This window comes from Amycolatopsis eburnea (genome assembly GCF_003937945.1).
Lineage (GTDB): Bacteria > Actinomycetota > Actinomycetes > Mycobacteriales > Pseudonocardiaceae > Amycolatopsis > Amycolatopsis eburnea.
The window spans coordinates 136,432-159,207 of the sequence record NZ_RSEC01000060.1; the positions used below are offsets into that span (position 1 = coordinate 136,432).

General features: G+C 71.3%; 20 protein-coding genes and 1 pseudogene. 9 read left to right on the forward strand and 12 right to left on the reverse strand.

Annotation, left to right across the window (positions count from 1 at the left end; genetic code table 11):
• The 4 genes from EIY87_RS36190 to dnaK are packed head-to-tail and all read right to left on the reverse strand — an operon-like array spanning nucleotide 1 to nucleotide 3,573.
• Complete coding sequence (locus tag EIY87_RS36190) at nucleotides 1–315, reverse strand: chaperone modulator CbpM (RefSeq protein ID WP_125314475.1); 315 nt, start codon at nucleotides 313–315, stop codon at nucleotides 1–3.
• Nucleotides 312–1,232 carry a DnaJ C-terminal domain-containing protein gene (locus tag EIY87_RS36195; protein WP_125314476.1) on the reverse strand — a complete coding sequence of 307 codons (921 nt, stop codon included), beginning with the start codon at nucleotides 1,230–1,232 and terminating at the stop codon, nucleotides 312–314. The genes EIY87_RS36190 and EIY87_RS36195 overlap by 4 nt, the downstream gene beginning before the upstream one ends.
• Nucleotides 1,232–1,708: a nucleotide exchange factor GrpE gene (locus EIY87_RS36200; protein ID WP_125314477.1), complete on the reverse strand. Its 477-nt coding sequence runs from the start codon at nucleotides 1,706–1,708 to the stop codon at nucleotides 1,232–1,234. Before EIY87_RS36200 ends, EIY87_RS36195 begins: the two co-directional genes overlap by 1 nt.
• On the reverse strand, nucleotides 1,705–3,573 hold the full coding sequence (dnaK, locus tag EIY87_RS36205; protein WP_125314478.1) for a molecular chaperone DnaK: 1,869 nt from the start codon (nucleotides 3,571–3,573) through the stop codon (nucleotides 1,705–1,707). Before dnaK ends, EIY87_RS36200 begins: the two co-directional genes overlap by 4 nt.
• Nucleotides 3,574–3,769: 196 nt before the next feature.
• Here dnaK and EIY87_RS36210 point away from each other — a divergent pair, with 196 nt between their 5' ends.
• Nucleotides 3,770–6,031 carry an FdhF/YdeP family oxidoreductase gene (locus EIY87_RS36210; protein WP_225440265.1) on the forward strand — a complete coding sequence of 754 codons (2,262 nt, stop codon included), beginning with the start codon at nucleotides 3,770–3,772 and terminating at the stop codon, nucleotides 6,029–6,031.
• Nucleotides 6,032–6,035: 4 nt separating this feature from the next.
• Here the strand turns inward: EIY87_RS36210 and EIY87_RS36215 are convergent, their stop codons facing one another.
• Entirely contained in the window at nucleotides 6,036–7,049 is a 1,014-nt protein-coding gene (locus EIY87_RS36215) for an FUSC family protein (protein ID WP_125314479.1), read from the reverse strand.
• A 161-nt stretch (nucleotides 7,050–7,210) separates the two neighbouring features.
• Here EIY87_RS36215 and EIY87_RS48665 point away from each other — a divergent pair.
• The 6 genes and pseudogenes from EIY87_RS48665 to EIY87_RS36245 all read left to right on the forward strand — a co-directional run.
• Nucleotides 7,211–7,969 (forward strand): annotated as a pseudogene (locus tag EIY87_RS48665) (YhjD/YihY/BrkB family envelope integrity protein); the annotation flags it as partial.
• Between the two features lie 126 nt (nucleotides 7,970–8,095).
• Nucleotides 8,096–8,644 (forward strand): DUF1345 domain-containing protein, encoded by a 549-nt coding sequence (locus tag EIY87_RS48670; protein ID WP_225440326.1) that lies wholly within the window; start codon nucleotides 8,096–8,098, stop codon nucleotides 8,642–8,644.
• Between the two features lie 108 nt (nucleotides 8,645–8,752).
• Nucleotides 8,753–9,766: a cation diffusion facilitator family transporter gene (locus EIY87_RS36230; protein ID WP_125314482.1), complete on the forward strand. Its 1,014-nt coding sequence runs from the start codon at nucleotides 8,753–8,755 to the stop codon at nucleotides 9,764–9,766.
• Between the two features lie 53 nt (nucleotides 9,767–9,819).
• Nucleotides 9,820–11,019, forward strand: coding sequence for a PucR family transcriptional regulator (locus EIY87_RS36235; RefSeq protein ID WP_191984396.1), 1,200 nt, complete (start codon nucleotides 9,820–9,822; stop codon nucleotides 11,017–11,019).
• 136 nt (nucleotides 11,020–11,155) lie between these two features.
• Nucleotides 11,156–12,154: a Dyp-type peroxidase gene (locus tag EIY87_RS36240; RefSeq protein ID WP_225440266.1), complete on the forward strand. Its 999-nt coding sequence runs from the start codon at nucleotides 11,156–11,158 to the stop codon at nucleotides 12,152–12,154.
• Nucleotides 12,151–12,963, forward strand: a complete 813-nt coding sequence (locus tag EIY87_RS36245; RefSeq protein ID WP_125314483.1) for a family 1 encapsulin nanocompartment shell protein — start codon at nucleotides 12,151–12,153, stop codon at nucleotides 12,961–12,963. The genes EIY87_RS36240 and EIY87_RS36245 overlap by 4 nt, the downstream gene beginning before the upstream one ends.
• Here the strand turns inward: EIY87_RS36245 and EIY87_RS36250 are convergent.
• The 6 genes from EIY87_RS36250 to EIY87_RS36275 form a co-directional block, all read right to left on the reverse strand.
• Nucleotides 12,956–13,654: a type 1 glutamine amidotransferase domain-containing protein gene (locus tag EIY87_RS36250; protein ID WP_125314484.1), complete on the reverse strand. Its 699-nt coding sequence runs from the start codon at nucleotides 13,652–13,654 to the stop codon at nucleotides 12,956–12,958. The genes EIY87_RS36245 and EIY87_RS36250 overlap by 8 nt on opposite strands.
• A gap of 46 nt (nucleotides 13,655–13,700) precedes the next feature.
• The gene (locus tag EIY87_RS36255) at nucleotides 13,701–14,291 is read right to left on the reverse strand and encodes a TetR/AcrR family transcriptional regulator (protein WP_125314485.1); all 591 of its coding nucleotides are present in this window, start codon (nucleotides 14,289–14,291) and stop codon (nucleotides 13,701–13,703) included.
• A 51-nt stretch (nucleotides 14,292–14,342) separates the two neighbouring features.
• Nucleotides 14,343–15,263 (reverse strand): NAD-dependent epimerase/dehydratase family protein, encoded by a 921-nt coding sequence (locus EIY87_RS36260; RefSeq protein ID WP_125314486.1) that lies wholly within the window; start codon nucleotides 15,261–15,263, stop codon nucleotides 14,343–14,345.
• An 8-nt stretch (nucleotides 15,264–15,271) separates the two neighbouring features.
• Nucleotides 15,272–16,189: an acetoacetate decarboxylase family protein gene (locus EIY87_RS36265; RefSeq protein WP_125314487.1), complete on the reverse strand. Its 918-nt coding sequence runs from the start codon at nucleotides 16,187–16,189 to the stop codon at nucleotides 15,272–15,274.
• Nucleotides 16,189–16,815: a class I SAM-dependent methyltransferase gene (locus tag EIY87_RS36270; protein ID WP_318531914.1), complete on the reverse strand. Its 627-nt coding sequence runs from the start codon at nucleotides 16,813–16,815 to the stop codon at nucleotides 16,189–16,191. Before EIY87_RS36270 ends, EIY87_RS36265 begins: the two co-directional genes overlap by 1 nt.
• Nucleotides 16,816–16,940: 125 nt before the next feature.
• Nucleotides 16,941–17,399 (reverse strand): nitroreductase family deazaflavin-dependent oxidoreductase, encoded by a 459-nt coding sequence (locus tag EIY87_RS36275; protein WP_225440267.1) that lies wholly within the window; start codon nucleotides 17,397–17,399, stop codon nucleotides 16,941–16,943.
• Nucleotides 17,400–17,506: 107 nt separating this feature from the next.
• Between EIY87_RS36275 and EIY87_RS36280 the strand changes: the two genes are divergently transcribed.
• On the forward strand, nucleotides 17,507–18,001 hold the full coding sequence (locus EIY87_RS36280) for a MarR family winged helix-turn-helix transcriptional regulator (RefSeq protein WP_125314488.1): 495 nt from the start codon (nucleotides 17,507–17,509) through the stop codon (nucleotides 17,999–18,001).
• A gap of 117 nt (nucleotides 18,002–18,118) precedes the next feature.
• Here the strand turns inward: EIY87_RS36280 and EIY87_RS36285 are convergent, their stop codons facing one another.
• The gene (locus EIY87_RS36285) at nucleotides 18,119–21,997 is read right to left on the reverse strand and encodes a glycoside hydrolase family 2 TIM barrel-domain containing protein (RefSeq protein ID WP_125314489.1); all 3,879 of its coding nucleotides are present in this window, start codon (nucleotides 21,995–21,997) and stop codon (nucleotides 18,119–18,121) included.
• 300 nt (nucleotides 21,998–22,297) lie between these two features.
• Here EIY87_RS36285 and EIY87_RS36290 point away from each other — a divergent pair, with 300 nt between their 5' ends.
• Entirely contained in the window at nucleotides 22,298–22,771 is a 474-nt protein-coding gene (locus EIY87_RS36290) for a hypothetical protein (RefSeq protein WP_125314490.1), read from the forward strand.
• The last annotated feature ends 5 nt before the right edge of the window (nucleotides 22,772–22,776 follow it).

Sequence of the window (22,776 nt, forward strand, 5' to 3'; positions counted from 1 at the left end):
TCAGTCTCCGCTGCGTCGGGATCGGACACGAAGGGCCGCCTCGAGGTCCGCGATGCGGTCGAGCAGGTCGGCGACGACGCCGACCGCGGCGTAGTTGAGCGAGAACCCGGCCCGCAGGCGCTGGACGCGCGCCACGACGGCGATCTGGGCCGCCGGGAACCACAGCTCGCCGCGCGCGTCCACGACCGGGTCGAGCAGGCCGAGCGCGGCCAGCCGGCGGACCAGGTCCGGGTGCAGGCCGACCGCGTGGGCGAACGTGGCCAGGTCCAGGTGGGCCGCGCCGGGGTGGCGGCGCACGAGCGCGTAGGACGTCATCGGCCGGACCCCCTCGGGTCGAAGGTGGACACCGCGGCCAGCTGCTCGAACAGCTGGCGCTCTTCGTCGGTCGGCTTCGCGGGCACGAGGACGCGGGCTTCGGCGTAGAGGTCGCCCGCCGTGCCACGCGGGTTCGGCAGGCCTTTGCCGCGCAGCCGGAGGCGGCGCCCGGTCGACGTGCCGGGCGGGACCTTCAGCTTCGCCTCGCCGCCGGGGATCGGGAGCGTGACGGTGGTGCCCAGCGCCGCTTCCCACGGCGTCAGCGGCAGGTCGAGCGCCAGGTCGCGCCCGTCGACGCGGTAACGCGGGTGCGGTGCCAGGTGCACGAGCAGGTACAGGTCCCCCGGCGGCGCGCCGTCCGTGCCGCGGCCGCCCTGCCCGGCCAGCCGGATCCGCCTGCCGTCGGTGACGCCCGCCGGGATGGTGACCTCGATCGTGCGCGGACCGGGCAGCGTCAGGGTGCGCCGGCCACCGGCGTGCGCCTCCTCGACGGTCAGTTCCAGCTCGGCTTCCTGGTCGGCGCCCGGCATCGGGCCGCGGCGGCGGGCCCGGCCGCCGAAGATCCCGCCCAGCAGGTCTTCGATGTCGACGTCGCCGGTGTCGAAGGAGCCGGTGTCGAACCGGCTGCCGCCGAACGGGGATTCCCGCGCGGCTTTGGCCCGTGCCCACGTCTCGGCGTCCACGTCCGGCGGCACCTGCCGGAAGTCGGCGCCGAACGTGTCGTAACGGCGCCGGGTCTCCGGCTCGGACAGCACGTCGTAGGCCTCGGAGATCTCCTTGAAGCGGTCTTCCGCGTCCGGGTCCTTGTTGATGTCCGGGTGGTACTTGCGGGCCAGTTTCCGGTACGCCCGCTGGATTTCCGTCTGGTCGGCCGAGCGGTCGACGCCCAGGATCCCGTAGAAGTCGGTGCCGGCCATCAGCTCTGCCTCGCCACCACGACCGCGGCCGGGCGCAGCGGGCGCTCGGCGGTGCCGTACCCGGGCCGCACGACCGCCACGATCGTGCCCGGCTCGCCCGGCGCGGTGCTCACCGCGTCGTGCACGGCCGGGTCGAACGGGGTGCCCGGCTCGTCCTCCCGCCGCGGGAAACCGAGCCGCGCCATCACCCCGCCGGCCTGCTCGCGCACCGCGCGCAGGCCTTCGACGATCGACGCGGGATCGGCGTCCGCGTGCGCCAGCGCCATGTCGAGGTTGTCGAGCACCGGCAGCCACTGGCCCGCCGCCCGGGCCCGTTCGTGCTCGCCGAGCTGCTCGGCGTCGCGCGCGGTGCGCTTGCGGAAGTTGTCGAAGTCGGCCGCGGTGGTGCGCCACCGGTTCTCCAGCTCCGTGACCCGGGACTTCAGGTCCGCGACGTCGTCCTGCGGCCGCTCTTCGGCCGCTTCCGGCTCGGTCATGAGGTGGTGAACTCGGCGTCGATCACGTCGCCGTCGTCGTCGCCCTTGCCGGTGCCGGCGGGCGGTTCGGACGTCGCCGCGGACAGGCCGTGGTAGAGCTGCTGCAGCTCGGCGGTCAGCGACCGCAGCCGGTCCAGCGCCGGTTCTTCGCCCTTCAGCAGCTCACGGGCGTCGCCGACGAGCATGTCCGCGCGGGCCTTGTCGTGCACGGCCACCGTCTCGCCGAGCTCGGTCAGCCGCCGCTCGACCTGGTAGGCCGCGGTGTCCAGGGTGTTGCGGGCGTCCACCAGCTCGCGCAGCCGCGCGTCCTCGGCGCGGTGCTGCTCGGCGTCGGCGACCATCCGGTCGACCTCGGCACTGTCCAGGTTGGAGCTTTCGCTGATGGTGATCCGCTGCTCGGCCCCGGTTTCCTTGTCCTGGGCGGACACGTTGAGGATGCCGTTGGCGTCGATGTCGTAGACGACCTCGATCTGCGGCACGCCCCGCGCGGCCGGCCGGATGTTCTCCAGCCGGAAGCGGCCGAGCACCCGGTTGTCGGCGGCCTGCTCGCGTTCGCCCTGCAGCACCACGATGTCCACGGCGGACTGCTCGTCCTCGGCCGTGCTGAAGGTTTCCTTGCGCCGTGCGGGAATCGTGGTGTTGCGCTCGATCACCTTGGTCATCACGCCGCCGAGCGTCTCGATGCCCAGCGACAGCGGCGTGACGTCGAGCAGCAGGACGTCCTTGGCCTCGCCCTTGATGATCGCGGCCTGGACCGCCGCGCCCAGCGCGACGACCTCGTCCGGGTTGACCGTCATGTTCGGGTCCTTGCCGCCCGCGAGCCGGCGGACCAGCTCCTGCACGGCCGGGATGCGGGTGGACCCGCCGACCAGGATGACCTCGTCGATGTCGTTCGGGGTGAGCTTCGCGTCGGCGATGGCCCGCTCCACCGGTCCCTTGCAGCGCTGGACGAGATCCTCGGTGATCTGGTCGAACGTCGAGCGCATCAGCGTCGTGTTGAGGTGCTTCGGGCCGGACCCGTCCGCGGTGATGAACGGCAGGTTGATCGTGGTCCTGGTGACCGAGGACAGTTCCTCCTTGGCCTTCACCGCCGCTTCGAACAACCGCTGCAGCGCCTGGGGATCCGCGCGCAGGTCAATCCCGTTCTCCCGCTCGAACTCGCCCGCGAGGTGGTCGACGACGCGCCGGTCGAAGTCGTCCCCGCCCAGGTGGGTGTCGCCGGCGGTGGACCGGACCTCGACCACGCCGTCGCCGATGTCGAGGACGCTGACGTCGAACGTGCCCCCACCGAGGTCGAACACCAGCACGGTTTCGCTCTGCTTCTTGTCCAGTCCGTAGGCCAGCGCCGCCGCGGTCGGCTCGTTGATGATCCGCAGCACCTCCAGCCCCGCGATCCGCCCGGCGTCCTTCGTCGCCTGGCGCTGGGCGTCGTTGAAGTACGCGGGAACCGTGATGACGGCCTCGGTCACCTTTTCCCCGAGGTACTTCGACGCGTCCTCGACGAGCTTGCGCAGCACGAGCGCCGAGACCTCTTCCGGCGCGTACAGCTTGCCGTGGACGTCGAAGCGCACGGCGTCGTCCGGGCCCGCGACGACGTCGTAGGTCACCGCGTCCAGTTCGCTGGAGACCTCGTCGTACCGGCGCCCGATGAACCGCTTGGCGGAGGAGATCGTGCCCTTCGGGTTGAGGATCGCCTGGCGGCGCGCCAGCTGGCCGACCAGCCGCTCGCCCGAGTCGGTGTAGGCGACCACCGACGGCGTCGTGCGCGCGCCGTCGGCGTTGGCGACCACCGTGGGCTGCCCGCCTTCCATGACCGCGATCACCGAATTCGTCGTACCGAGATCAATACCGACCGCTTTCGCCACGGCGTGCTCCCTCCATTCCGGAATGCGGCCCGGTCTACTGAAAGGGGCGGTGGGGCGTCAAGGCGACCCGATCTTCACCGGACCGGCGACCTGCTGGTTCACCGCGCCGCTGTGGGGCGCCACAGAAAAGTTTGTGGCGCCCACAAGACCCCGCGCGTACCGCCCCGCGGGACTGCGTTCGTGCTTGAATCGGCACGTGGACGAGCGTGAACCGGAATTCAAGCCCTACCACCACCCGGCGGCGGGCTGGGGAGCGGCCAAGAGCGTGACGAAGTTCCTGATCCGGGAACGGGAACTGGTCGACGGGCCGCGCGCGATCCTGAAGATGAACCACGAGAACGGCGGGTTCGACTGCCCGGGCTGCGCGTGGCCGGACGACACCAAGGGCCTGCACCTCGACATCTGCGAAAACGGCATCAAGCACGTCACGTGGGAGATGACCGGGAAACGCGTCGGTCCCGAATTCTTCGCCGCGCACCCGGTGTCCGAGCTCCGGAAATGGAGCGACACCGACCTCGAAGCGCAGGGCAGGCTCACCGAGCCGATGCGCTACGACGCCGAAACCGACCGGTACGTCCCGATTTCGTGGCCGGCTGCGTTCGAACTCGTCGGCCGCACGCTGCGCGACCTGGATTCCCCCGACCGGGCGGCGTTCTACACGTCCGGCCGGCTCGGCAACGAGGCCACCTTCCTGTACCAGCTGTGGGCGCGGGAGTACGGCACGAACAACCTCCCGGACTGTTCGAACATGTGCCACGAGGCCAGCGGGCGGGCGCTGCAGTGGGCGATCGGGACGGGCAAGGGCACCGTCGACATCCACGATTGGGAGGAAGCCGACGCGCTGTTCATCCTCGGGGTGAACGCCGCGTCGAACGCGCCGCGGATGCTCACCGCGCTCGCCGAGGCCTACCGGCGGGGCGCGCAGGTCGTGCACGTCAACCCGCTCGTGGAGGCCGGCGCGACGCGCACGATCATCCCGCACGACTTCGCGCGCATGGCCACCTTCCGCGCCACCCCGACCTCGACGCTGGACCTGCAGCCGCGGATCGGCGGCGACCTGGCGCTGCTGCGCGGGATGGCGAAAGCCCTGCTGGAAATGGCCGAAACCGATCCGGACGCGCTCGACACCGAATTCCTCGAGGCGCACACGGCCGGGTTCGAGGAGTACCGCGTCCTCTGTGGAGAGACGAAGTGGGACGAGCTGGAGCGGCAGTCGGGCCTGCCCGAGTCGCGGATCCGCGCCGCGGCGGAGGTCTACCGCGCCGCCGAACGGTCGATCATCAGCTGGTGCCTCGGTGTGACGCAACACGAACACGGCGTCGACACGGTGCGCGAGATCGTGAACCTGTTGCTCCTGCGGGGAAACATCGGCCGGCCGGGTGCCGGTCCGTCGCCGGTGCGGGGACACAGCAACGTGCAGGGCAACCGGACGTGCGGCATCGACCACCGGCCGGCCGCGAAGTTCCTGGACAAGCTCGCGGACGTCTGCGGGATCACGCCGCCCCGGCACCACGGTCTCGACACCGTGAACACCATCGAAGCCATGCACCGCGGCGAGGTCACGGTGTTCGTCGGGATGGGCGGCAACTTCGTGCTCGCCGCGCCGGACACCCCCTACACCGCCGCCGGCCTGCGCGGCTGCGAGCTGACGGTGCAGGTCAGCACCAAGCTCAACCGCAGCCACCTCGAACACGGCGAGCAGGCGCTGATCCTGCCGTGCCTCGGCCGCACCGAAAAGGACTTCCAGGCCGCGGGCCTGCAGGCCACGTCGGTCGAAGACGCGATGAGCATGGTGCACCTGTCGGTCGGGATGAAGCGCCCGGCGTCCCCGCACCTGCTGTCCGAGCCGGCGATCATCGCCGGGATGGCCAGGGCGACGCTGCCGGAGAGCGCCACGCCGTGGGAGGACTACACCGGCGACTACGACCGGATCCGCGACACGATGGCACAGGTGCTCGACGGGTTCGAAGACTTCAACGAGCGCGTGCGCGAACCGCTCGGCTTCCGCATCCACCAGCCGGCGCGGGAGCGGGTGTTCCTGACGCCGTCGGGCCGCGCGGAGTTCTCCACCGCGCCGCTGCCGGACGTCGTCCCGGCCGAGGGCACGCTCGCCCTCGGCACCATGCGCTCGCACGACCAGTGGAACACCACCATCTACTCCGACGACGACCGCTACCGCGGCATCAAGAACCTCCGCACGCTGATCTTCATGAACCCCGGCGACATGCGCGAGCGCGGCCTGGCCGAGTTCGACGAGGTCGACATCACCAGCACTGCCAAGGACGGCACGACGCGTTCGCTGCGGCGCTACCGCGCGGTGCCCTACGACATCCCGCCCGGGTGCGCCGCCGGCTACATGCCGGAGATGAACGTGCTGTGCGCGATCGGGGACTACAGCACGCAGAGCGATCAGCCGCTGATGAAGCACCTGAAGGTGACGGTCGAACGCGCCGGGTGACGGCTCAGGCCCGGCACCGCCCGCGGATGACGGCGGCCGCGGCGATGCCCGCGGCGACGCCGACGACGGTGTCGGCGACGCGCGCGGTGAGCAGGGTGAGCGGGTCCGCGGGTGCGGCCAGCTCCGTCATCAGCAGGATGAGCGGGGTGAAGAAGCCGAGCGCCACCCCGTAGTGGCGGGACATGAACAGCTCGGTCGGGAACAGCAACGCGATCACCGCCAGCGCGAGCGGCGTGGGCCCGGGATCCGGCAGCAGCAGCACCGCGGTCACGCCCAGTCCGGCGAGGGTGCCGACCACCCGGTGCAGGCTGCGGTCGAGGACGTGCGCCAGCCCCGGGTGCAGCCGGCCGCGCGCGCCGGTCGCCGCCAGCGGCACCGCCGCCGACGCCATGGCCCAGTTCGCGTGGTCCACACCCAGCAGCAGCCCCGCGCCGCCGGCGGCGCTGATCGCGGCGGCGTACCGGGTGGCGTGGATCAGCAGGCACGCCCGAGCGCATTCCACCCGGACCGGCACGGCGGCGGACGGGCGGTCCGGTCCGGTGAGTCCGATGAGGACACACCCGGCGATCGCCGCGGCACACAAGGAAACTCCGGCCAGTGGCGCGACCCGTCCGGCGGGAACCAGCGCGATCGCGCCGAGCGCGAAGATCCCGAAGAACGGCCCGCGGGGGGTGAGGTCGAGCCGGTTCGTGACGAGCGCGCACGCGAAGGAGAACGCCGTTTCCGTGGCCACCAGCAGCCAGGGACGCGCGTGGCAGGCGGACAACAGCGCCCCCACCGCGACTCCGCTCAGCAGTACGGCGCCGGCCTGGACCTGGTGGCGGAACCGGAGTGCGCGGGTTTCGGCCCGGCCGTACATCCCGGTGAAGGAGCCGAACGCGACGAAGATGATCAGATCCGGGCGGCCGGCGGCGAGCAGCGCCAGACCGGGCACGAGCAGTCCGGCCCCGACCCGGGCGGCGTGCCACCACTCCTCGCCCGCGAACCGGCGAACGGCGGCACTTCTCTTCGTCCTCAAGCCGCCGCTTCTCCTCCACCCCCGCGTTCCGTTCTCCGGATGCTACCCGGCGGAACCCCCTGCCACGCCGGGCAAAGCTTCACCGGCGGCCGAGTTTGTCCTTCCCCACAACGATCTTTGTCGCAGGCTCCACCGAACGACGGATCGGCTAGATTCCCGTGATGGTCCCCGGCACCCGCTGGACCGCCCGCCTGGTGCGTGCGGCCCGGTCGTTCAGCGAGCACGACGGCACTGCCTACGCGGCGGCGATCACGTACTTCACCGTGCTGTCCGTCGTGCCGGTGGCGATGGTGGCGTGCGCCGCGGCCGGGGTGGTCCTCGCCGGAGACCACGAACTGGCCCGCGAGGTCCACGCACTGATCCTCGCCCAGCTGCCACCGGCGTGGCACGAGCGTGCGGCCGGTTTGGTCGACGACGTGGTCGACGCGCGCGCCGCCTTCGGGCTCGCCGGACTGGCCACCGGCCTCTACTCCGGCATCGGGTAGGTGCGCCACCTGCGCGAGGCCCTGACCGCGCAGTGGGGCGAGGTCCCGGCACACGGCGGCGTGCTTCGCACCGCCGGCCGGGACCTGGTGGCGCTCGCCGCGATGACCGCGGCGCTGGCCGTTTCCTTCGCCGTCACCGCGGGCGCGGCCCAGGCCCGCGCCGTTCCGGCCGTGCTGCTGTCCGGTCTCGCGATCGTCGTGAACTGGGCCATTTTCCTGGTCGCGCTGGCGAAGCTGCCGCGCCGTCCGGTGCCGCTGCGCCGGGTCCGCGCCGGAGCCGCCCTCGCCGCCGTCGGGTTCGAAGTTCTCAAGCAGTGCGCGGGACTCGTGCTGTCCCACGTCGCGCATTCGGCCACCGGGGCGGTGTTCGGCCCGGTGATCGGCTTCCTGGTCTTCGCCGACGTCGGTGTCCGGCTGATCCTGCTGGCCGCGGCCTGGGCCGCGACCGGGCCGGATTCCCGTTACCCTCTGGGCGTGAACGTCTGGGCGAGCATGCCGGCTGCGGTGCGACTGGCCGGCGCCGCGGTCCTCGGCGCGTTGATCGGCGTGGGTGTGGGCGCGATGGCCGGCCCGTCCTTGGGTGTCCTGTCGGGAATCGCCGCGACGGCGGCGATCTTCGTCGCCGCCGGGTGGGCGGCGCTGTGGCCGATGGACGCCGCCGCGACCGGGCGCAACGCCCGCCGGGAAGACCTGCGGCCGGCCACCGACGAACTCGTCGTCATCGCGGCCGCACTGGGCGGGCTGGCGGGAATCGGCGTGCTGCTCGGTCTCGGCAGCTCGGGCACGGGCTACGCCGCGGCCGCGACCGCGCTGGCCGGGGTGTTCCTGGCCTGGGCGGCCCTGCACCTGATGTACGCCACGCGGTACGCGCACCTCTACTACACCGCACCCGTGGGCGGGATCGACTTCAACTCGGACGATCCGCCTGCCTACCGGGACTTCTTCTACTTCAGCTACAACCTCGGCATGACCTACCAGGTGTCCGACACCGGCGTCTCGAGCGCCGCGATCCGCGCGGTCGTGCTGCGGCACACGTTGCTGTCCTACGGCTTCGGCACGGTGATCCTGGCCGCCACCATCAACCTCGTCGCCGGCATCGTCAGCGGGTGACGACGGACAACGATCCTTGTGGGGCACCACAATGGACAGCGCGATCGATCGGGTCGTCCGTATCCTGACCGCCATGCGCTACTCCGCGGCACCCGCCGTGACCGTGCCATGACCACACCGGAGAACGACGCCGCGTCGCCCGGCGGCGAGAGCCTGCTGACCGTGGTCGTCGCGTTCGGCGTCAACCTGGTCATCGCGGCCGCGAAGACGTTCGTCGCGGTGCTCACCGGCTCCGCGGCCATGCTGGCGGAGGCCGCCCATTCCTGGGCGGACACCGGCAACGAGGTCTTCCTCCTGATCGGCGAGCGCCAGGCCGGACGCCCCGCCGATCCGGCTCACCCGCTGGGCTACGGCCGGGTGGGGTACGTCTGGTCGATGTTCGCGGCCTTCGGGCTGTTCACCATCGGCGCGGTCGTCTCCGTCTGGCACGGCATCCAGTCGCTCGGCGGCGGGGACGACGGCTCGTCCTACTTCTGGGCCTACGCCGTGCTCGCCGGTTCGTTCGTGCTCGAGGGCGTCTCGTTCCTGCAGGCCTTGCGGCAGACGAGAGCGGGCGCGCGGCAACGCCGGCTACGACCGCTTCGCTACGTGCGGATCACGTCGAACCCGGTGCTCCGTGCCGTGTTCGCCGAAGACCTCTCGGCGCTGGCCGGCATCATCGTCGCGACGCTCGGTGTCCTCCTGCACCAAGTCACCGGCGACCGGGCCTGGGACGCGGTCGCGTCCATCGTGGTCGGTCTGCTGCTCGGTGCGGTGGCCGTCTTCCTCATCGTGCGCAACATGGACTTCCTGACCGGGGAAAAGGTGACCCCGCTCGCGCGCGACCGCGCACTGCGGGCCCTGCTCGGCCACGACGAGATCGAACGGGTCAGCTTCCTGCACATGGAGTGGGTCGGCGCGGACAAGATCTTCCTCGTCGCCGCCGTCGACGTCGTCGGGGACGCGCCGGAATCCGAGGTCGCGACGCGGCTGAACGACGTCGAGGACGCGCTGAACGCGAGACCGGAGATCCAGCGAGCGGTGCTGACGCTGACCCGGCCCGGCGACCCGACGGACCTGCGGCCGGGCCGGCTGCCGGCGTGGTACGTCGACGCGACGCTCCCCCGGTCCCCTTCGGCCTGAGCCGCGAACCCCAAAGCTGCGTGGCGAGCGATGTCTCGCGTAGCATCCCCGTGGTGACCAGCACCGCGCCCGCCGGGCTCATCACCTGGCTGGAGACGCAACTGCCCCGGCTGATCGACGACGTCCACTCGGCCACCCGCGACCGCATCGGGCTCTACCGCGACGAGAAGATCGTCCCGCGCGACGACCTGCACCGCTCCATCGCCGTGAACCTGCGGTTCATGGTCGCGGCGCTGGCCGGCGGCGACGTCGACGCCGGGCTGGCCGCGCCGGAAGAGACCGGCAGCCGCCGGGCGCACCAGGGTGCGCCGCTGCCGGAGGTGCTGCAGGTCTACCGGATCGGCTGCGCGATGCTGTGGGACGTCCTGGTCGACCGGGCCCGCAACCACGGCGGCCCGGGTGCGACGGACGCGCTCGTCGACCTCGCCAGCCGGCTCTGGCAGGTCACCGACGACCACGCGGTGCGGCTGACCGAGGCGTACCGGGCCACGAGTGCCGAACTGCTCGTTTCGCAGCAACGACGGCGATCGGCGCTGGCCGAGGCGCTGTTCACCGGCCAGCGGGTGTTCAATTCCGGGCCGTGGGAAGCCGGGAAGCTGCTCGGCCTGTCCCTGGACGGCAAGCTGGCGGTGGTGGCGGCGGAGACCCGCGGCCTGGCCGAGGAAAGCCTGATCGGTGTCGAGCGGCGCCTCGCGCGGCTCGGCATCGTCTCGGCCTGGCAGCTCACCCCCACGCTGCAGGCCGGCGTGGTGTCGCTGCGCGACGACCAGCGCGACCCCATGCTGACCGTGCTCCAGGACGTCGCGGTCGCCCGCGCCGGCGTGAGCCCCCTGTACCGGTCGCTGGTCGAAACCCCGCGAGCGCTGCACCTGGCCCGGACCGCGCTCGCCGGGCTCCCCCCTGGCAAGCCGGAGGTCCGGGCGTTCGGCCCCAGCCCGCTCGCGGCCTTTCTGGCCTACGACCCGGACGAGGGACAGCGGCTGGCCGTGGACGTCCTGGGCGCGGTCCTCGACCAGCCCGCGGAGGAACGCGACATCCTGCTCGAAACCCTGCACGCCTACATCGGCTGCGGCGGGTCCTCCGACCAGGCCGCGCAGGCGCTGCACTGCCACGCCAACACCGTCCGGTACCGGCTTCGCCGGATCAAGGAGCTCACCGGCCGGTCGCTGACCGACCCCCGCGCGGTCGCCGAGCTGGTGACCGCCGCCCAGGCGGTCCGCCTGGCGCCCGGGCGCCGCGATCCCGGCACCTGACCCGGCCGGCCGTTGTCACCCACCACAACATCTCCTGTCGGTGCCACCAGAACTCGCCCGGGCACGGGGGTGATCACGTGCACGGCACAGGCCGGCGTGCCAGGCTGGCCCCCGGGCCCAGGGAGAAGGTGGTGCGGTGCAACGGCAGACGCAGCCGCAGCGAGTGGTGGCGCCGCCGGCCATGGCGGCGATCTTCCTGGTGGTCACCGTGCGGGCGGGCGCGGAAAACGCGGTGCGCGACGTGCTCGCCGACGTCGCGAGCCTGACGCGCGCGGTCGGGTTCCGCGCGCCCGAGGGCGACCTGAGCTGTGTCGCCGGGATCGGCGCGAAGCTGTGGGACCGGCTGTACGACTCGCCGCGCCCGGCCGGGCTCCACCCGTTCCGGGAACTGGCCGGTGCGACGCACAAGGCGGTGTCGACGCCCGGCGATCTGCTGTTCCACCTGCGTGCGAAGCGCCTCGATCTGTGTTTCGAGCTGGCCGGCCAGCTCATGACCGCACTCGACGGCCGCGCCGAGGTCGCCGACGAGGTGCACGGGTTCCGGTACTTCGACGAACGAGACCTGCTGGGTTTCGTCGACGGGACGGAGAGCCCGTCCGGCGCGGCGGCCGAGGCCGCGGTGCGGATCGGCGACGAGGACCCGGGCTTCGCCGGGGGCAGCTACGTCGTCGTGCAGAAGTACCTGCACGACCTCGACGCGTGGACGGCGCTGCCGGTCGAAGAGCAGGAACGGGTGATCGGCAGGCACAAGCTCAGCGACATCGAGCTGCCCGACGCGGCCAAGCCGTCGAATTCGCACCTGGCGGCGAACACGATCACCGACGAGAACGGCACCCAGCTCCAGATCGTGCGGGACAACATGCCCTTCGGCACGATCGGCACCCGGGAGTTCGGCACCTACTTCATCGGCTACACCAGCCACCCGGACATCATCGAGCGGATGCTGCGGAACATGTTCCTCGGCGACCCGCCGGGAAACCACGACCGGATCCTCGACTTCTCCACGGCGGTCACCGGCGGGCTGTTCTTCGTGCCCACCGCGGACTTCCTCGAGAACCCGCCGGCCACCGAGCCGCGTTCGCCGACCGACGGCTCCTTGGGCATCGGCAGCTTGCGAAGGAGCACAACACCATGAACAACCTGCACCGCGACCTCGCCCCGATCTCGGCGGCCGCCTGGGCCGGCATCGAGGCGGAAGCGCGCCGCACGTTCACCCGCTACATCGCGGGCAGGCGGGTGACGGATCTCGTCGGCCCGGCCGGTCCGGCGCTGTCGGCCGTGGGCACCGGCCACGTCCGCGAGCTCGCCCCCACGGCCGACGGCGTGCAGGTCCGCCAACGCCAGGTCCAGCAGGTCGTCGAGCTGCGCGCCCCGTTCTCGGTCACGCGGCAAGCCGTCGACGACGTCGAGCGCGGAGCCAAGGACTCGGATTGGCAACCGGTCAAGGACGCCGTCCGGAAGATCGCTTTCGCGGAGGACCGGACGATCTTCCACGGGTCCGAGGCCGCCGGCATCACCGGCATCGGACCCAGCAGCTCCAACGCACCGCTGCGGCTACCCGCCGACGTCCGGCGCACGCCCGACACCGTCGCGCAGGCGCTGAGCGCGCTTCGCCTGGCCGGCGTCGACGGACCGTACAGCCTCCTGCTGTCCGCGGACCTCTACACCGAGGTCGCCGAAGGCACGGACCAGGGCTACCCGATCCGCGACCACATCGCCCGGCTCCTGCACGACGGCGAAATCATCTGGGCGCCCGCCCTCGACGGCGCCCTCCTGGTCTCCACCCGCGGCGGCGACTACGAGATCCACCTGGGCCAGGACCTTTCGATCGGTTACCTGTCGCACGACTCCGAGCACATCGAGCTGTACCTGGAAGAGTCGTTCACCTTCCTGGCCATCACCGCCGAATCGAGCGTCGTGCTCCACGCGGACCAGCTCAGGTGACGTCGGCGATGATGCGGCGGGCGAGCGCGGCCGAGGAGCCCGGGTTCTGTCCCGTGTAGAGGTTGCGGTCGACGACCACTTTGGACTTCAGGGGCAGACCGGACGTGTAGTCCGCACCGGCTTCCTTGAGGCGGTCTTCCAGCAGCCACTTGGCTTTCCACGCGAACGGGTTGAGCCGTTCCTCCGCATTGGACAGACCGGTCATCCGGTATCCGGCGAACGGCCAGCTGCCGTCCGGGTTCGCCGCGGCCAGCGCCGCCGCCGGTGCGTGGCACAGCAGCGCCACCGGGCGGCCCGACGCCAGCCGCTTGGTCAGCAGCGCCCCGGAGGTCGCGTCGACCGCGAGGTCCTCCATCGGGCCGTGGCCACCGGAGTAGAAGACGACGTCGAAGTCGTCGGGATCCATCTCGGACAGGTCCGCCGGCTTCTCGAGCACCGGAGCCAGCCGGTGGAGCTCGGCCTTGAGCTTCTTGGCCGTGCGGGGCAGGACGCCGCCTTTGACGCCGAGGCTGAGCTGGTCGACGACCGGCTCCTTGCCGCCCGGGGTGGCGAGCGTGACGTCCCAGCCGGCCTCGGTGAACAGCGTGTAGGGAACGACGAACTCCTCGGCCCAGAACCCGGTCGGGTGCTCGGTGCCGTCCTTGAGCGTCCAGACCCGCGCGGCGGAGAGAACCTGCAGAACCCTGATCATCGTGCCTCCTCGCCAGTGCGGTGCCACACGGCTATGTTTGCAGCGCTTACATTACTCCGTGGGGGCGGGCGGCGAAAATCGCGGCGAAGGAACCGCGCACCTGGTTCGCGACGTCCTCGGCCGACGTGCTGGTCAGCTTGCCGTCGAGGTGCAGGCAGGCCAGGCCGTGCACCAGGCCCCAGCCCGCGGTGGCCAGGGCGGCCGGGTCGACGTCGGGGAAGACGCCGGAGACGGCGGCGCCCAGCAGTTCGTGCACCTCGGCCGCCGCGCGGACACGAACGTCGTTGGCGTCGTCGCAAGGGTTGCCGAACATGAGCCGGAACAGCGCCGGGCGGCGCAGGGCGAAGTCGACGTAGGCGACACCCAGCTCGGCCAGGTCGGCCACCGTGGCGGGCGGCCCGCCGCCACCCTGGAGCAAATCGGCTTTGAGGTCGCGCAGCCCTTCGGCGGCCAGCGCGGACTCCAGCGCGTCCCGGTCGGCGAAGTGCCGGTAGGGCGCGGTCGGCGAGACGCCGGCTTCCCGGGCGATACCCCGCAGGGAGAACGGCTCCCCCTCCTCCAGCATGCGCATCGCGATCTTCATCAGCGTCGCCCGCAGGTCCCCGTGGTGGTAGCTGCCCTTGGCGGATGTCGGCACCGGTTACCCCTCCCATGTGAGCACCGCAAACATACCGCACCGCCACGATGGCTATCCCCCGAGGATCTCGGTGATCCCTTGGCGGTAGGTCGTGACCCTGAAGCCGGGGAAGCGCGCGGCGAACTTGGACGAGTCGAAGATGTTGTCGACGCGGTAGCGCGGCAGCAGTTCGGAGACTTCCCTCACCGGCTGGTTGACCAGGGCACCGAGCTTGAAGGCGGCGGCCGGGACGGTCGTGTAGCGGATGTCTTCGCCGATCACCTGGCCGGCCACCGCGATCATCTCGGCGTAGGTGAGCCGCTCCGGGTCGACGGGCAGGTGCCAGGTCTGGCCGTAGGCGTCGGGCGTGTTGCCGATCAGCCCCATGCCGCGGCTGGCATCGGGCGTCCAGATCAAGGTGCGCTCGGTGTGGGCGTCGAGCGGGATCAGGGGCCGCTTGCCGCGCTTGATCCGGTCGAAGACGGCGGAGTTGGTGAGGCTCTTGGTCTTGCCGGGTCCGTAGAACTCGGGGGCGCGGCAGATGACGGCGTCGATGGTGCCCGCGTCCATCTCCCGCTGCAGCATGTCCGCGATCCGCGCCCGCACCGCCGCCTTGCGCCCGGCCGGTTCGAACGGGGTGTCCTCGACCTGGCGGGCAGCGGTTCGCGGGTACATGTAGGTGTTGTCGAAGAAGACCAGCTTGGTGTCGTGCTCACGGCAGGCCGCGATGGTGTTGGCCATCATCACGGGGAACCGCTGTTCCCACAGGGCGGAGTCGATGGGGAGGCCGACGGTGAGGTAGGCGATATCGCTGCCCGCGACGGCGGCGGCGGTCGCCTCGGCGTCCATCAGGTCGGCCTTGACCAGCTGGTCGGTCTCGTGCACCTTGCCGGGGTTCCTGCTGACCAGGCGGATGTCGTGGGTGACGTGGTCGTGGAGGTAGCGGGTGAGCTCTTCGGCGATCTGGCCGTTCGCTCCCAGTACGGTCTGCATTCGTTTCCTCACCGAGCCGGGACCGAGACGGGGACCGGGATGTGCAGCGCGTTCTGGCACTCGCTGGCCACGTCGAGCCGCAGCGGCTTGATCGGCTCGAGGGAACGGACGTCGTCGGCCAGGCGCCCCGAGCCCAGTTCGAGGGTCACGTCCCGCGGGAGCAGCTTGCCGCCGGCGGCGAGGGTGTTGGTCTGGCTCAGCGTCGCGTTCCAGCCGCCACCGAGCCGCGTGTACGAGGTCAGCGTGGACACGCGCGTGCCGCTGGGCACCCGCTTCTGCTTCGGCGTGGCCACGTCGAGCGCGATGTCGGTACCGCCATCGCCGTTGGCCACCCGCGCGACCGTCCGGCGGTCGTCGATCTCGACGTCGATCTCGGTGACCCACTTGGGGAAGCCGTAGCCGTCATGCCCGCGGACCTGCGCGATCTCGGTGTTCACCGGCAGCGACAGGACGTAGGCGTGCATCGAGTCGTTGGACAGCCCCGAGAGGAAGTCGGCGGCGCCCAGGCCACCGTGCCGCGCGGGCCGCACCGCGATGCCGACGGTGGCCTCGGTGTAGAAGTCGATGTCGCAGACGTCGTAGCGGAAGAAGACCACCGAGAACAGCCCGAGTCCCGGGGCGATCCGCAAGGGGTCGAGTTCACCGGGGAGCCGGGATCGCAGCGCCTTCACCGGGGCGAGGTAGGTGATCTGCGCCTTCGACATCGAGTAGTAGAAGTTCGGGGTCCGGGTCGGCCCGATCGCCGACCGCACCTCGGTCTTCGGCAACGCCCGGAAGAAGTCGACGGTGCGCACGCGCGGGTCCTCGGCGACCTCGTCCAGGTCGGTGTCCATGCGGTACCGGTCGTACAACCCACCCTTCGGCACGGTGACCGTACGGCCTCCGAGCTCGACCTCGACCCTCTCCCCGGCCTTCGACGTTCCCATCAGAACCCCTTCCCAATGTATGCAGTGCTTACATCAAGGTAGCGCGCAATGTAAGCAGAGTCAACATTGGTCAACCCGGCGACTTCGCCGGGTTCGAGCCCGAACCGGCGGAGCCGCCACTTGACGACGAAGTCGTCGTAGGCGGACCGGACGCCGTAGAACTCCTTGCCGTCGAGGAAGTCCTTGCGGACATGGGTGAACGCCAGCCGGCTGCCCGGTGCGAGGTCGCCCAGCTGGGCGAGGGTGCGGCGCACGGCGGGTTCGGTGAGGTACTGGGTCACCGCCTCCCACACGACAAAGGTCCGGAAATCCTGGGCCTCCCAGTCCACCGGAACCAGCGTGACGCCGTCGGGAACCCGGCCGAAACGCTTGCGCAGCGCGGCTTCCTTGCGGGCGCTGTTGGCCGGCAGGTCCACCTCGAAGACCGGGACCCCGCGCAGCTGCGGCAGCCGGCAGGGGCGGGTGTCGAACTCGGCACCGAGGCCGCGGCCTCGAGCAGCCGGTCGTCGAGGTAGCGCTTGCAGCACAGCATGCTCGCCCACAGGCCCGGCATCTTCTTCTCGGTCGCCGACACCACGCGCGGCGCAGCGGCGGCCACCGCGTGAGCGCGACCGCGAACCTCCCACCCGCGGTCAGCAGTTCGGCGGCCAGCGGGTCGTCGATCAGCGGCGCGGGCTCGTACTGCTCGACGGCGACGATGACCATCGGCGGTGCCGAGAACGGCGGCGGGGGTCTGGTGCTCGCGATCGGACTACGGCCTCGGCCGCAAGGCGACCAGGGGCAGCTGTCGCGCCAGCCGGCGGCGAGCGAGGTCGCTGCCGTCGTAGCGCCACCCGAGCAGCTTCCCCAGCGCGAACCGCACCACCGGCCCGGCCAGGCGGTTGCGGTGTTCGTAGCCGGCGATGACCGCGACGGCCTCATCTTCGCCGAGAACCCGGTGCTCGGCCGGGAAGCGGCGCCGTCCGACGATCACCTCGACCGGTGGCCGGGCCTGGATGTTGCGGAACCAGTCCGCTCCCGCGCCGAGCCCGGCGACCACGACGTAGTCGTCACCGTTCACGCCGACGACTTCGAGCACCGTCCGGTACACCCGCCCGGATTTCCGGCCGAGGTGGGTCAGGCACAGGAAGCGGCGGCCGAGCAGCCACCCGAAACCCTTGTCGTACAACCGGACCGGTGCGCGGAACACGAACCTGACGACCCGGTTCACCGCGCACCGCGGCGGGTGATCCCGGCCCCGCACACCACAGCTTTCACCGCTCTTCCTCCCGTTCGGACGAGCCCTCGGCCGCGTGCCCATCGGGCACACTGGGGAGTATGCCTCGCAGCTCCCCCGCCCTCGACGCGACGGACGTCGACGCTGTCACCGACGCCGTGTTGACCGCTTCCCGCCTGCTGGTGGCCGTGTCGGCCCGGTCCATCGCCGCCGCCGGTGACACGATCACGCTGCCGCAGTTCCGGCTGCTGGTCGTCCTGCAGACGCGCGGTCCGCTGAAGCACGCCGATCTCGCGGAGCACCTGCAGGTCACGCCGTCGACGGCGAGCCGGATGGTCGACCGCCTGGTCACGGTCGGCATGGTCGACCGGCAGCACAGCACCGTCTCGCGCCGGGAGATCGTGCTGGCCCTGACCCGCGAAGGCACGAAGGTGGTCCGCCAGGTGACCGCGCGCCGCCGCAAGGAGATCGCGAAGATCGTCGCCCGGATGCCGGACGGGGCCCGGCACGGCCTGGTCGACGGCCTCACCGCCTTCGCCGAGGCCGGCGGCGAACCCCCGGCCTCGACCGTCGCCCCCGAAGCCGTCTGGACCTGATCGCGGCGGGCCGGTCGTGATGCTGAACCTCCTGCGTTTCCGCGACGGCGGCCGCGGCTCGACGCCGTGCTGCTCGTGCGGTACCCGAGCCGCGCGGCGCCACCGGGGCCTGACCGTTCACGACGGTGCGGTCGGCCGCCGGAACAGCGCCATCGCCTGGTCCCGCCTCGGGAGCGGGCGCAGCCGGTAGGCGTAGTGGTAGTCGCGGTCGGCGAACAGCTTGTACTCGTCGTGCGTCTGCGCGCCCCAGCTGTCGTCCCCGCCGACTCCCATCTGCCGGTGGTTCAGCCGGAGCACGACGTCCCCGCGCGGCGTGAGCTGGTAGTCGTGCAAGGCGCCGCTCGACAGGTCTTCCGGCGTGTAGTGCGACGCGTTCACTTCGAGCAGCGGTTCGCCGGTGACCAGGAGCCCGGCGCCGTGCTCGCCGGTCAGGGCGACCCACCGCACGTCGGTCTTGTTGCCGTTCTCCTGCGGGCGGATGTACCCGGTCCACTGCCCGGCCACGGTCGAGGAGTACACGCCCACGTCGGAGCCGGTGTTGCGGTCCCAGTGGTTCTCCTCGGGCCCGCGGCCGTAGTAGTCCAGCGTGTCGAACTCGCCCGGGACGAACAGGATGGTCCCCACTTCGGGAAGGTACGGCAGGCCGGGCGAGCCGGGGTGCACGTCGTGGCCCACGAGGATCTCGCCGTTGCCGAAGACCGTGTACGTGGTGGAGTAACTGGAGGCGACCGAGGTCGGCAGCGTGCCGCGCACGGTCACGACCACGGCCCGGCCCGCCTGCACCGAGACCTCCGTGACCGTCCGGTCGGCGCCCGCGTAGCGCCAGGTCGCGGTGCGGCTCGGCTGGCCGTTGCCGATGTCGTTGTCGGTCGGCGCGCGCCAGAAGTTCGGCACCGGACCGGACTCGATCAGCCGCGTGCCGTGCGCTTCGTAGGACGTGATGAGCCCGGTGTCCTTGGCGATCGACACGCTGAAGCCGGCGCCGGTGATCTCGACGTTCTGGCCGGTCTCCCGCGCCGTCGCCGGCGGCACCTGCGCGAGCGGCACGGGTGTGACGGCGGGGCTGCCGAAATCGACCGGCAGCTGCTGCTTCGCCACCTCGAACCCGCGGTCGGCCCACACCGTGGGTTCCCTGGTGGTGAAGGAAAAGCGGAGGAAGTACTCGCCCGACGGACGGGCCGGCCGGCGCACCGGCAGGGTGATCGTCCGGCTCGACCGGGGCGGCACGTCGAGCTGCGCGCCGGTCAGCCTGCCGCGCTGCACGACCTGGCCGTCGTTCACCAGCTCCCACGCGCCGTCGTACGCGTTGACGTTGGTGAACAGGTTCTCGTTGGTGATCGTGTACCGGCCGGCGTCGCCCGAGACGTTGACGGCCTGGTAGACCTGCTTGACCTCCACGGCCTTCCCACCGAGCCGGCGGTCGGCCGTGATGATGCCGTTGGCGCAGAAGTTGCCGTCGTTGGGGTTGTCGCCCCAGTCCCCGCCGTAGGAGAGGTAGGTCCGTTCGGCGGGTTGTTTCTCGTCGTAACCCGCGGTGGCGGCGTCGAACCAGAGGCGGACGGCGGGGTCCTGCGGGGCCCGGTCGGCCGCGAGTTCGGCCGCGGTGAGCGCCCGTGCGTAGACCCGGGCGGCCCGGATGCGCCCGCTGAAGAGCCGTTCGGGGTTCTCGGCGTCCGTCCCGAGCGCGAGCTGGGCGGTGGAGCCGTCCGGGACGCGGTCGGTGTCCTGGTACGCCACGGCCTTGCCGTCGAGGTAGAGCGTCAGCGTCTTGGCGTCGTGGTCGAACACGCCCGCGACGTGGTGCTCCCGCCCCACCCAGTCCGCGGGCAGCGGGGCGCCGGCGGCGATCCACGTGCCGGAGTACAGGAAGAACTCGAGGGTGCTGTCGGTCTGCTTGAGCGAGAACTGGTGGTCGCCCTTGGCGACGATCGGCTGGTGCCCGCCGACCGCGGCGGCGGTGACCCACGCTTCCAGCGTGAGGGATCCGGTCAGGTCGAGGCTCCGCGCGGGCGGGAAGACCGCGGCGCCGGCCAGGCCGAGGCCGGCGTCGAACGTCGCGGCGGGCGCGAGTTCCGCCGTGAGGGCGGCGGGGCCGGTTTCGGTGAGCAGCTTGCGCTTCGGGGTCGGCCAGTGCAGCGCCTGGTCGACGAAGTCCCAGATGAACCCGCCCTGCAGCACCGGATGCGCGCGGATGACGTCCCAGAACTCCTTGAGGTTGCCGGTGGAGTTCCCCATCGAGTGCGCGTACTCGATCATGATGTAGGGCCGCCGGTCGGCCGGGTCGAGCGCGCGTTGCTCGAGCGCGGCCGGGGTCGGGTACATCTGCGACCGGACGTCACTGGTCCCCGGCCGGTCGTCGCCCTCGTACTGGATCACCCTCGTCCGGTCGTACGAGCGGATCCAGTCGTACATCGCCGTGAAGTTGCTGCCGGACCCGGCCTCGTTGCCGAGCGACCAGATGACGACGCTCGGGTGGTTCTTGTCGCGGTGCACCATCGCCTCGGCGCGCGCGAGGACCGCGCCGGTCCAGTCCGGGTTCGAGCCGGGGAAGCGGTCGCGGACGCCGTGCGTCTCCAGGTTCGCCTCGTCCACGAGGTACAGCCCGTACTCGTCGGCCAGCTCGTACCAGAGCGGATCGTTGGGGTAGTGCGACGTGCGGACGGCGTTGATGTTGATCCGCTTGATCAGCCGGATGTCCTCGACGAGGTCGGCGCGGGTGAGCGCGCCGCCCCGGGCCGGGTGCTCCTCGTGCCGGTTGGTGCCGCGCAGGCTGACCGGCTGCCCGTTGATCCGCATCAGCCCGTCGGTCAGCGCGAACTCCCGGAAGCCGACGCGGGCGGACAGCGTCTCGATGGGCCGGCCGGCCGGATCGCGCAGCACGAGCACCGCGGTGTAGAGGTTCGGCTGTTCCGCCGACCAGAGCTTCGGGCCGCGCACGCCTTGGGCCGCCTGCACGGTCACGTCCTGACCGGCCGGCGCCGAGCCGAGCGCGACCGCCTGCCGCAGCGGCTGCGCCCACACCGGTCGCCGGTTCCCGTCGTACAGCTGGGTTTCCACGGTGTAGGTGCGGGTGTCGGCGGCACCGTAGTCGCGCACGCTCGCGGTGACGGCGAGGTCGGCGTTCGCGTAGCCGTCGCGTAGCCGCGGCTCGAGCCGGAAGTCGCGCAGGTGCACGACCGGGGTCGAGAACAAGTGGACGGACCGGAAGATGCCCGACAGCCGGATCATGTCCTGGTCTTCCAGCCAGTCGCCGTCCGGGAAGCGGTACACCTCCACGGCGAGCTGGTTGGTGCCGGGCCGGAGGTGGTCGGTGATGTCGAACTCGCCGGGCGTGCGCGAGTCCTCCCGGTAGCCGAGCAGGGTTCCGTTGACCCACACGTAGAACGCCGACTTCACGCCGGCGAAGTGCAGGAACGTCCGCCGCCCGGACCACGCGGCCGGGACCTGGAAGGTCCGCCGGTACTGACCGACCGGGTTGAACTTCGTCGGGGCGAACGGCGGCTGGGCGTTCTCGTTCTGCCCGTTGGCACCCCACCAGGGGTAGGTGATGTTGACGTAGATCGGGAAGTCGTAGCCGTGCAGCTGCCAGTTCGACGGAACCGGGATCGTGGCCCACGAGCTGTCGTCGTGGTTCTCGCGGTGGAACTCCGGCTCCCGCGCGTCGGGCCGGTCGGCGTGCCGGAACTTCCAGTCGCCGTCCAGGCTCTGCCGGTAGGGCGAGCGCGTGCGGTCGCCGTCCAGCGCCTGGCCGAGGTCGCCGTAGGGCATCAGGGTGGCGTGCGGCGGCTCGCTGCCGACGTCGAACACGCCGATGTTGTTGTTCCACTCGGGAAACCCGTTCGGCGGCGCGGCCCACTCGCGCGTGGCGGCCGCGGCCGGGCAGGCCAGCGACGAGAGCGTCGACGGCAGGGCGAGCGTGCTCAGCAGCGCGGCACCGCCGCTGAGGAAAGTACGACGGCTGAGGGCACCCCGGTGCTCGGCAGGCTTGTGCGACATCGTGAACCACCCCGTTCCTCGACGTCCGAAGTGTTACCTTCCCACCACACCGAGTCAACAGTTCCGATCAAAGTCGAACGGACAAAACGTTGACTTCTGTTCGACAATGGCTGATCACCGAAGCGATCCCGCGGCTCCCGGCCGGCCGGTAGTAACCCCAAGCGACTGCAGGTATGATATAAGTCACGAGCGGGGCTGGGAGGGCCCCTCGGAATGGGACTGGGAGGGGGTCCCAGATGACGCCGCTGTCGTCCTGCGGTCGGTTGCCGACCGTTGTCGGAAGTAGCCGGGTCTGAATCCATGCGCGACGTTTCTTCGGCTGGGAACCAGCCTGTCACCTCGCTCTTCGCCCTGCCGCCCGTGGTGCCGCGCGGAAGCCGCTACGCGCAGCTCGGCATCGCGCCGGAAGCGACGGCCGCCGAGGTCCGGGCGGCGACCGACCGGTACGTCGCCCGGCTGAAGGCGGCCGGTGCGGGTGACGACGCGATCGCCGAGGCGAACGCGCTCGGCCTGGAGAAGCCCGGCGCCAGGGCCGCGTACGACGCGGAACACCCGCCGCTGGCGTTGCTGCGGCTGGAACCCGCCTGGGACCGGGTTTTCGACGATCGGGCGACCAGCCTCGCCGCACTGCGCCGCGAGCTCGAACGCTTCCTGCTCGACGCCGGGGAGGTGGTCCACCACCCGGACGACACGACCCGGACGGACTTCACCGCGGACTTCCGGCCGACCCCGCTGCTCGACGGCGAGCGGCCGGGCGACCGCGCCCACGAATGACCGGA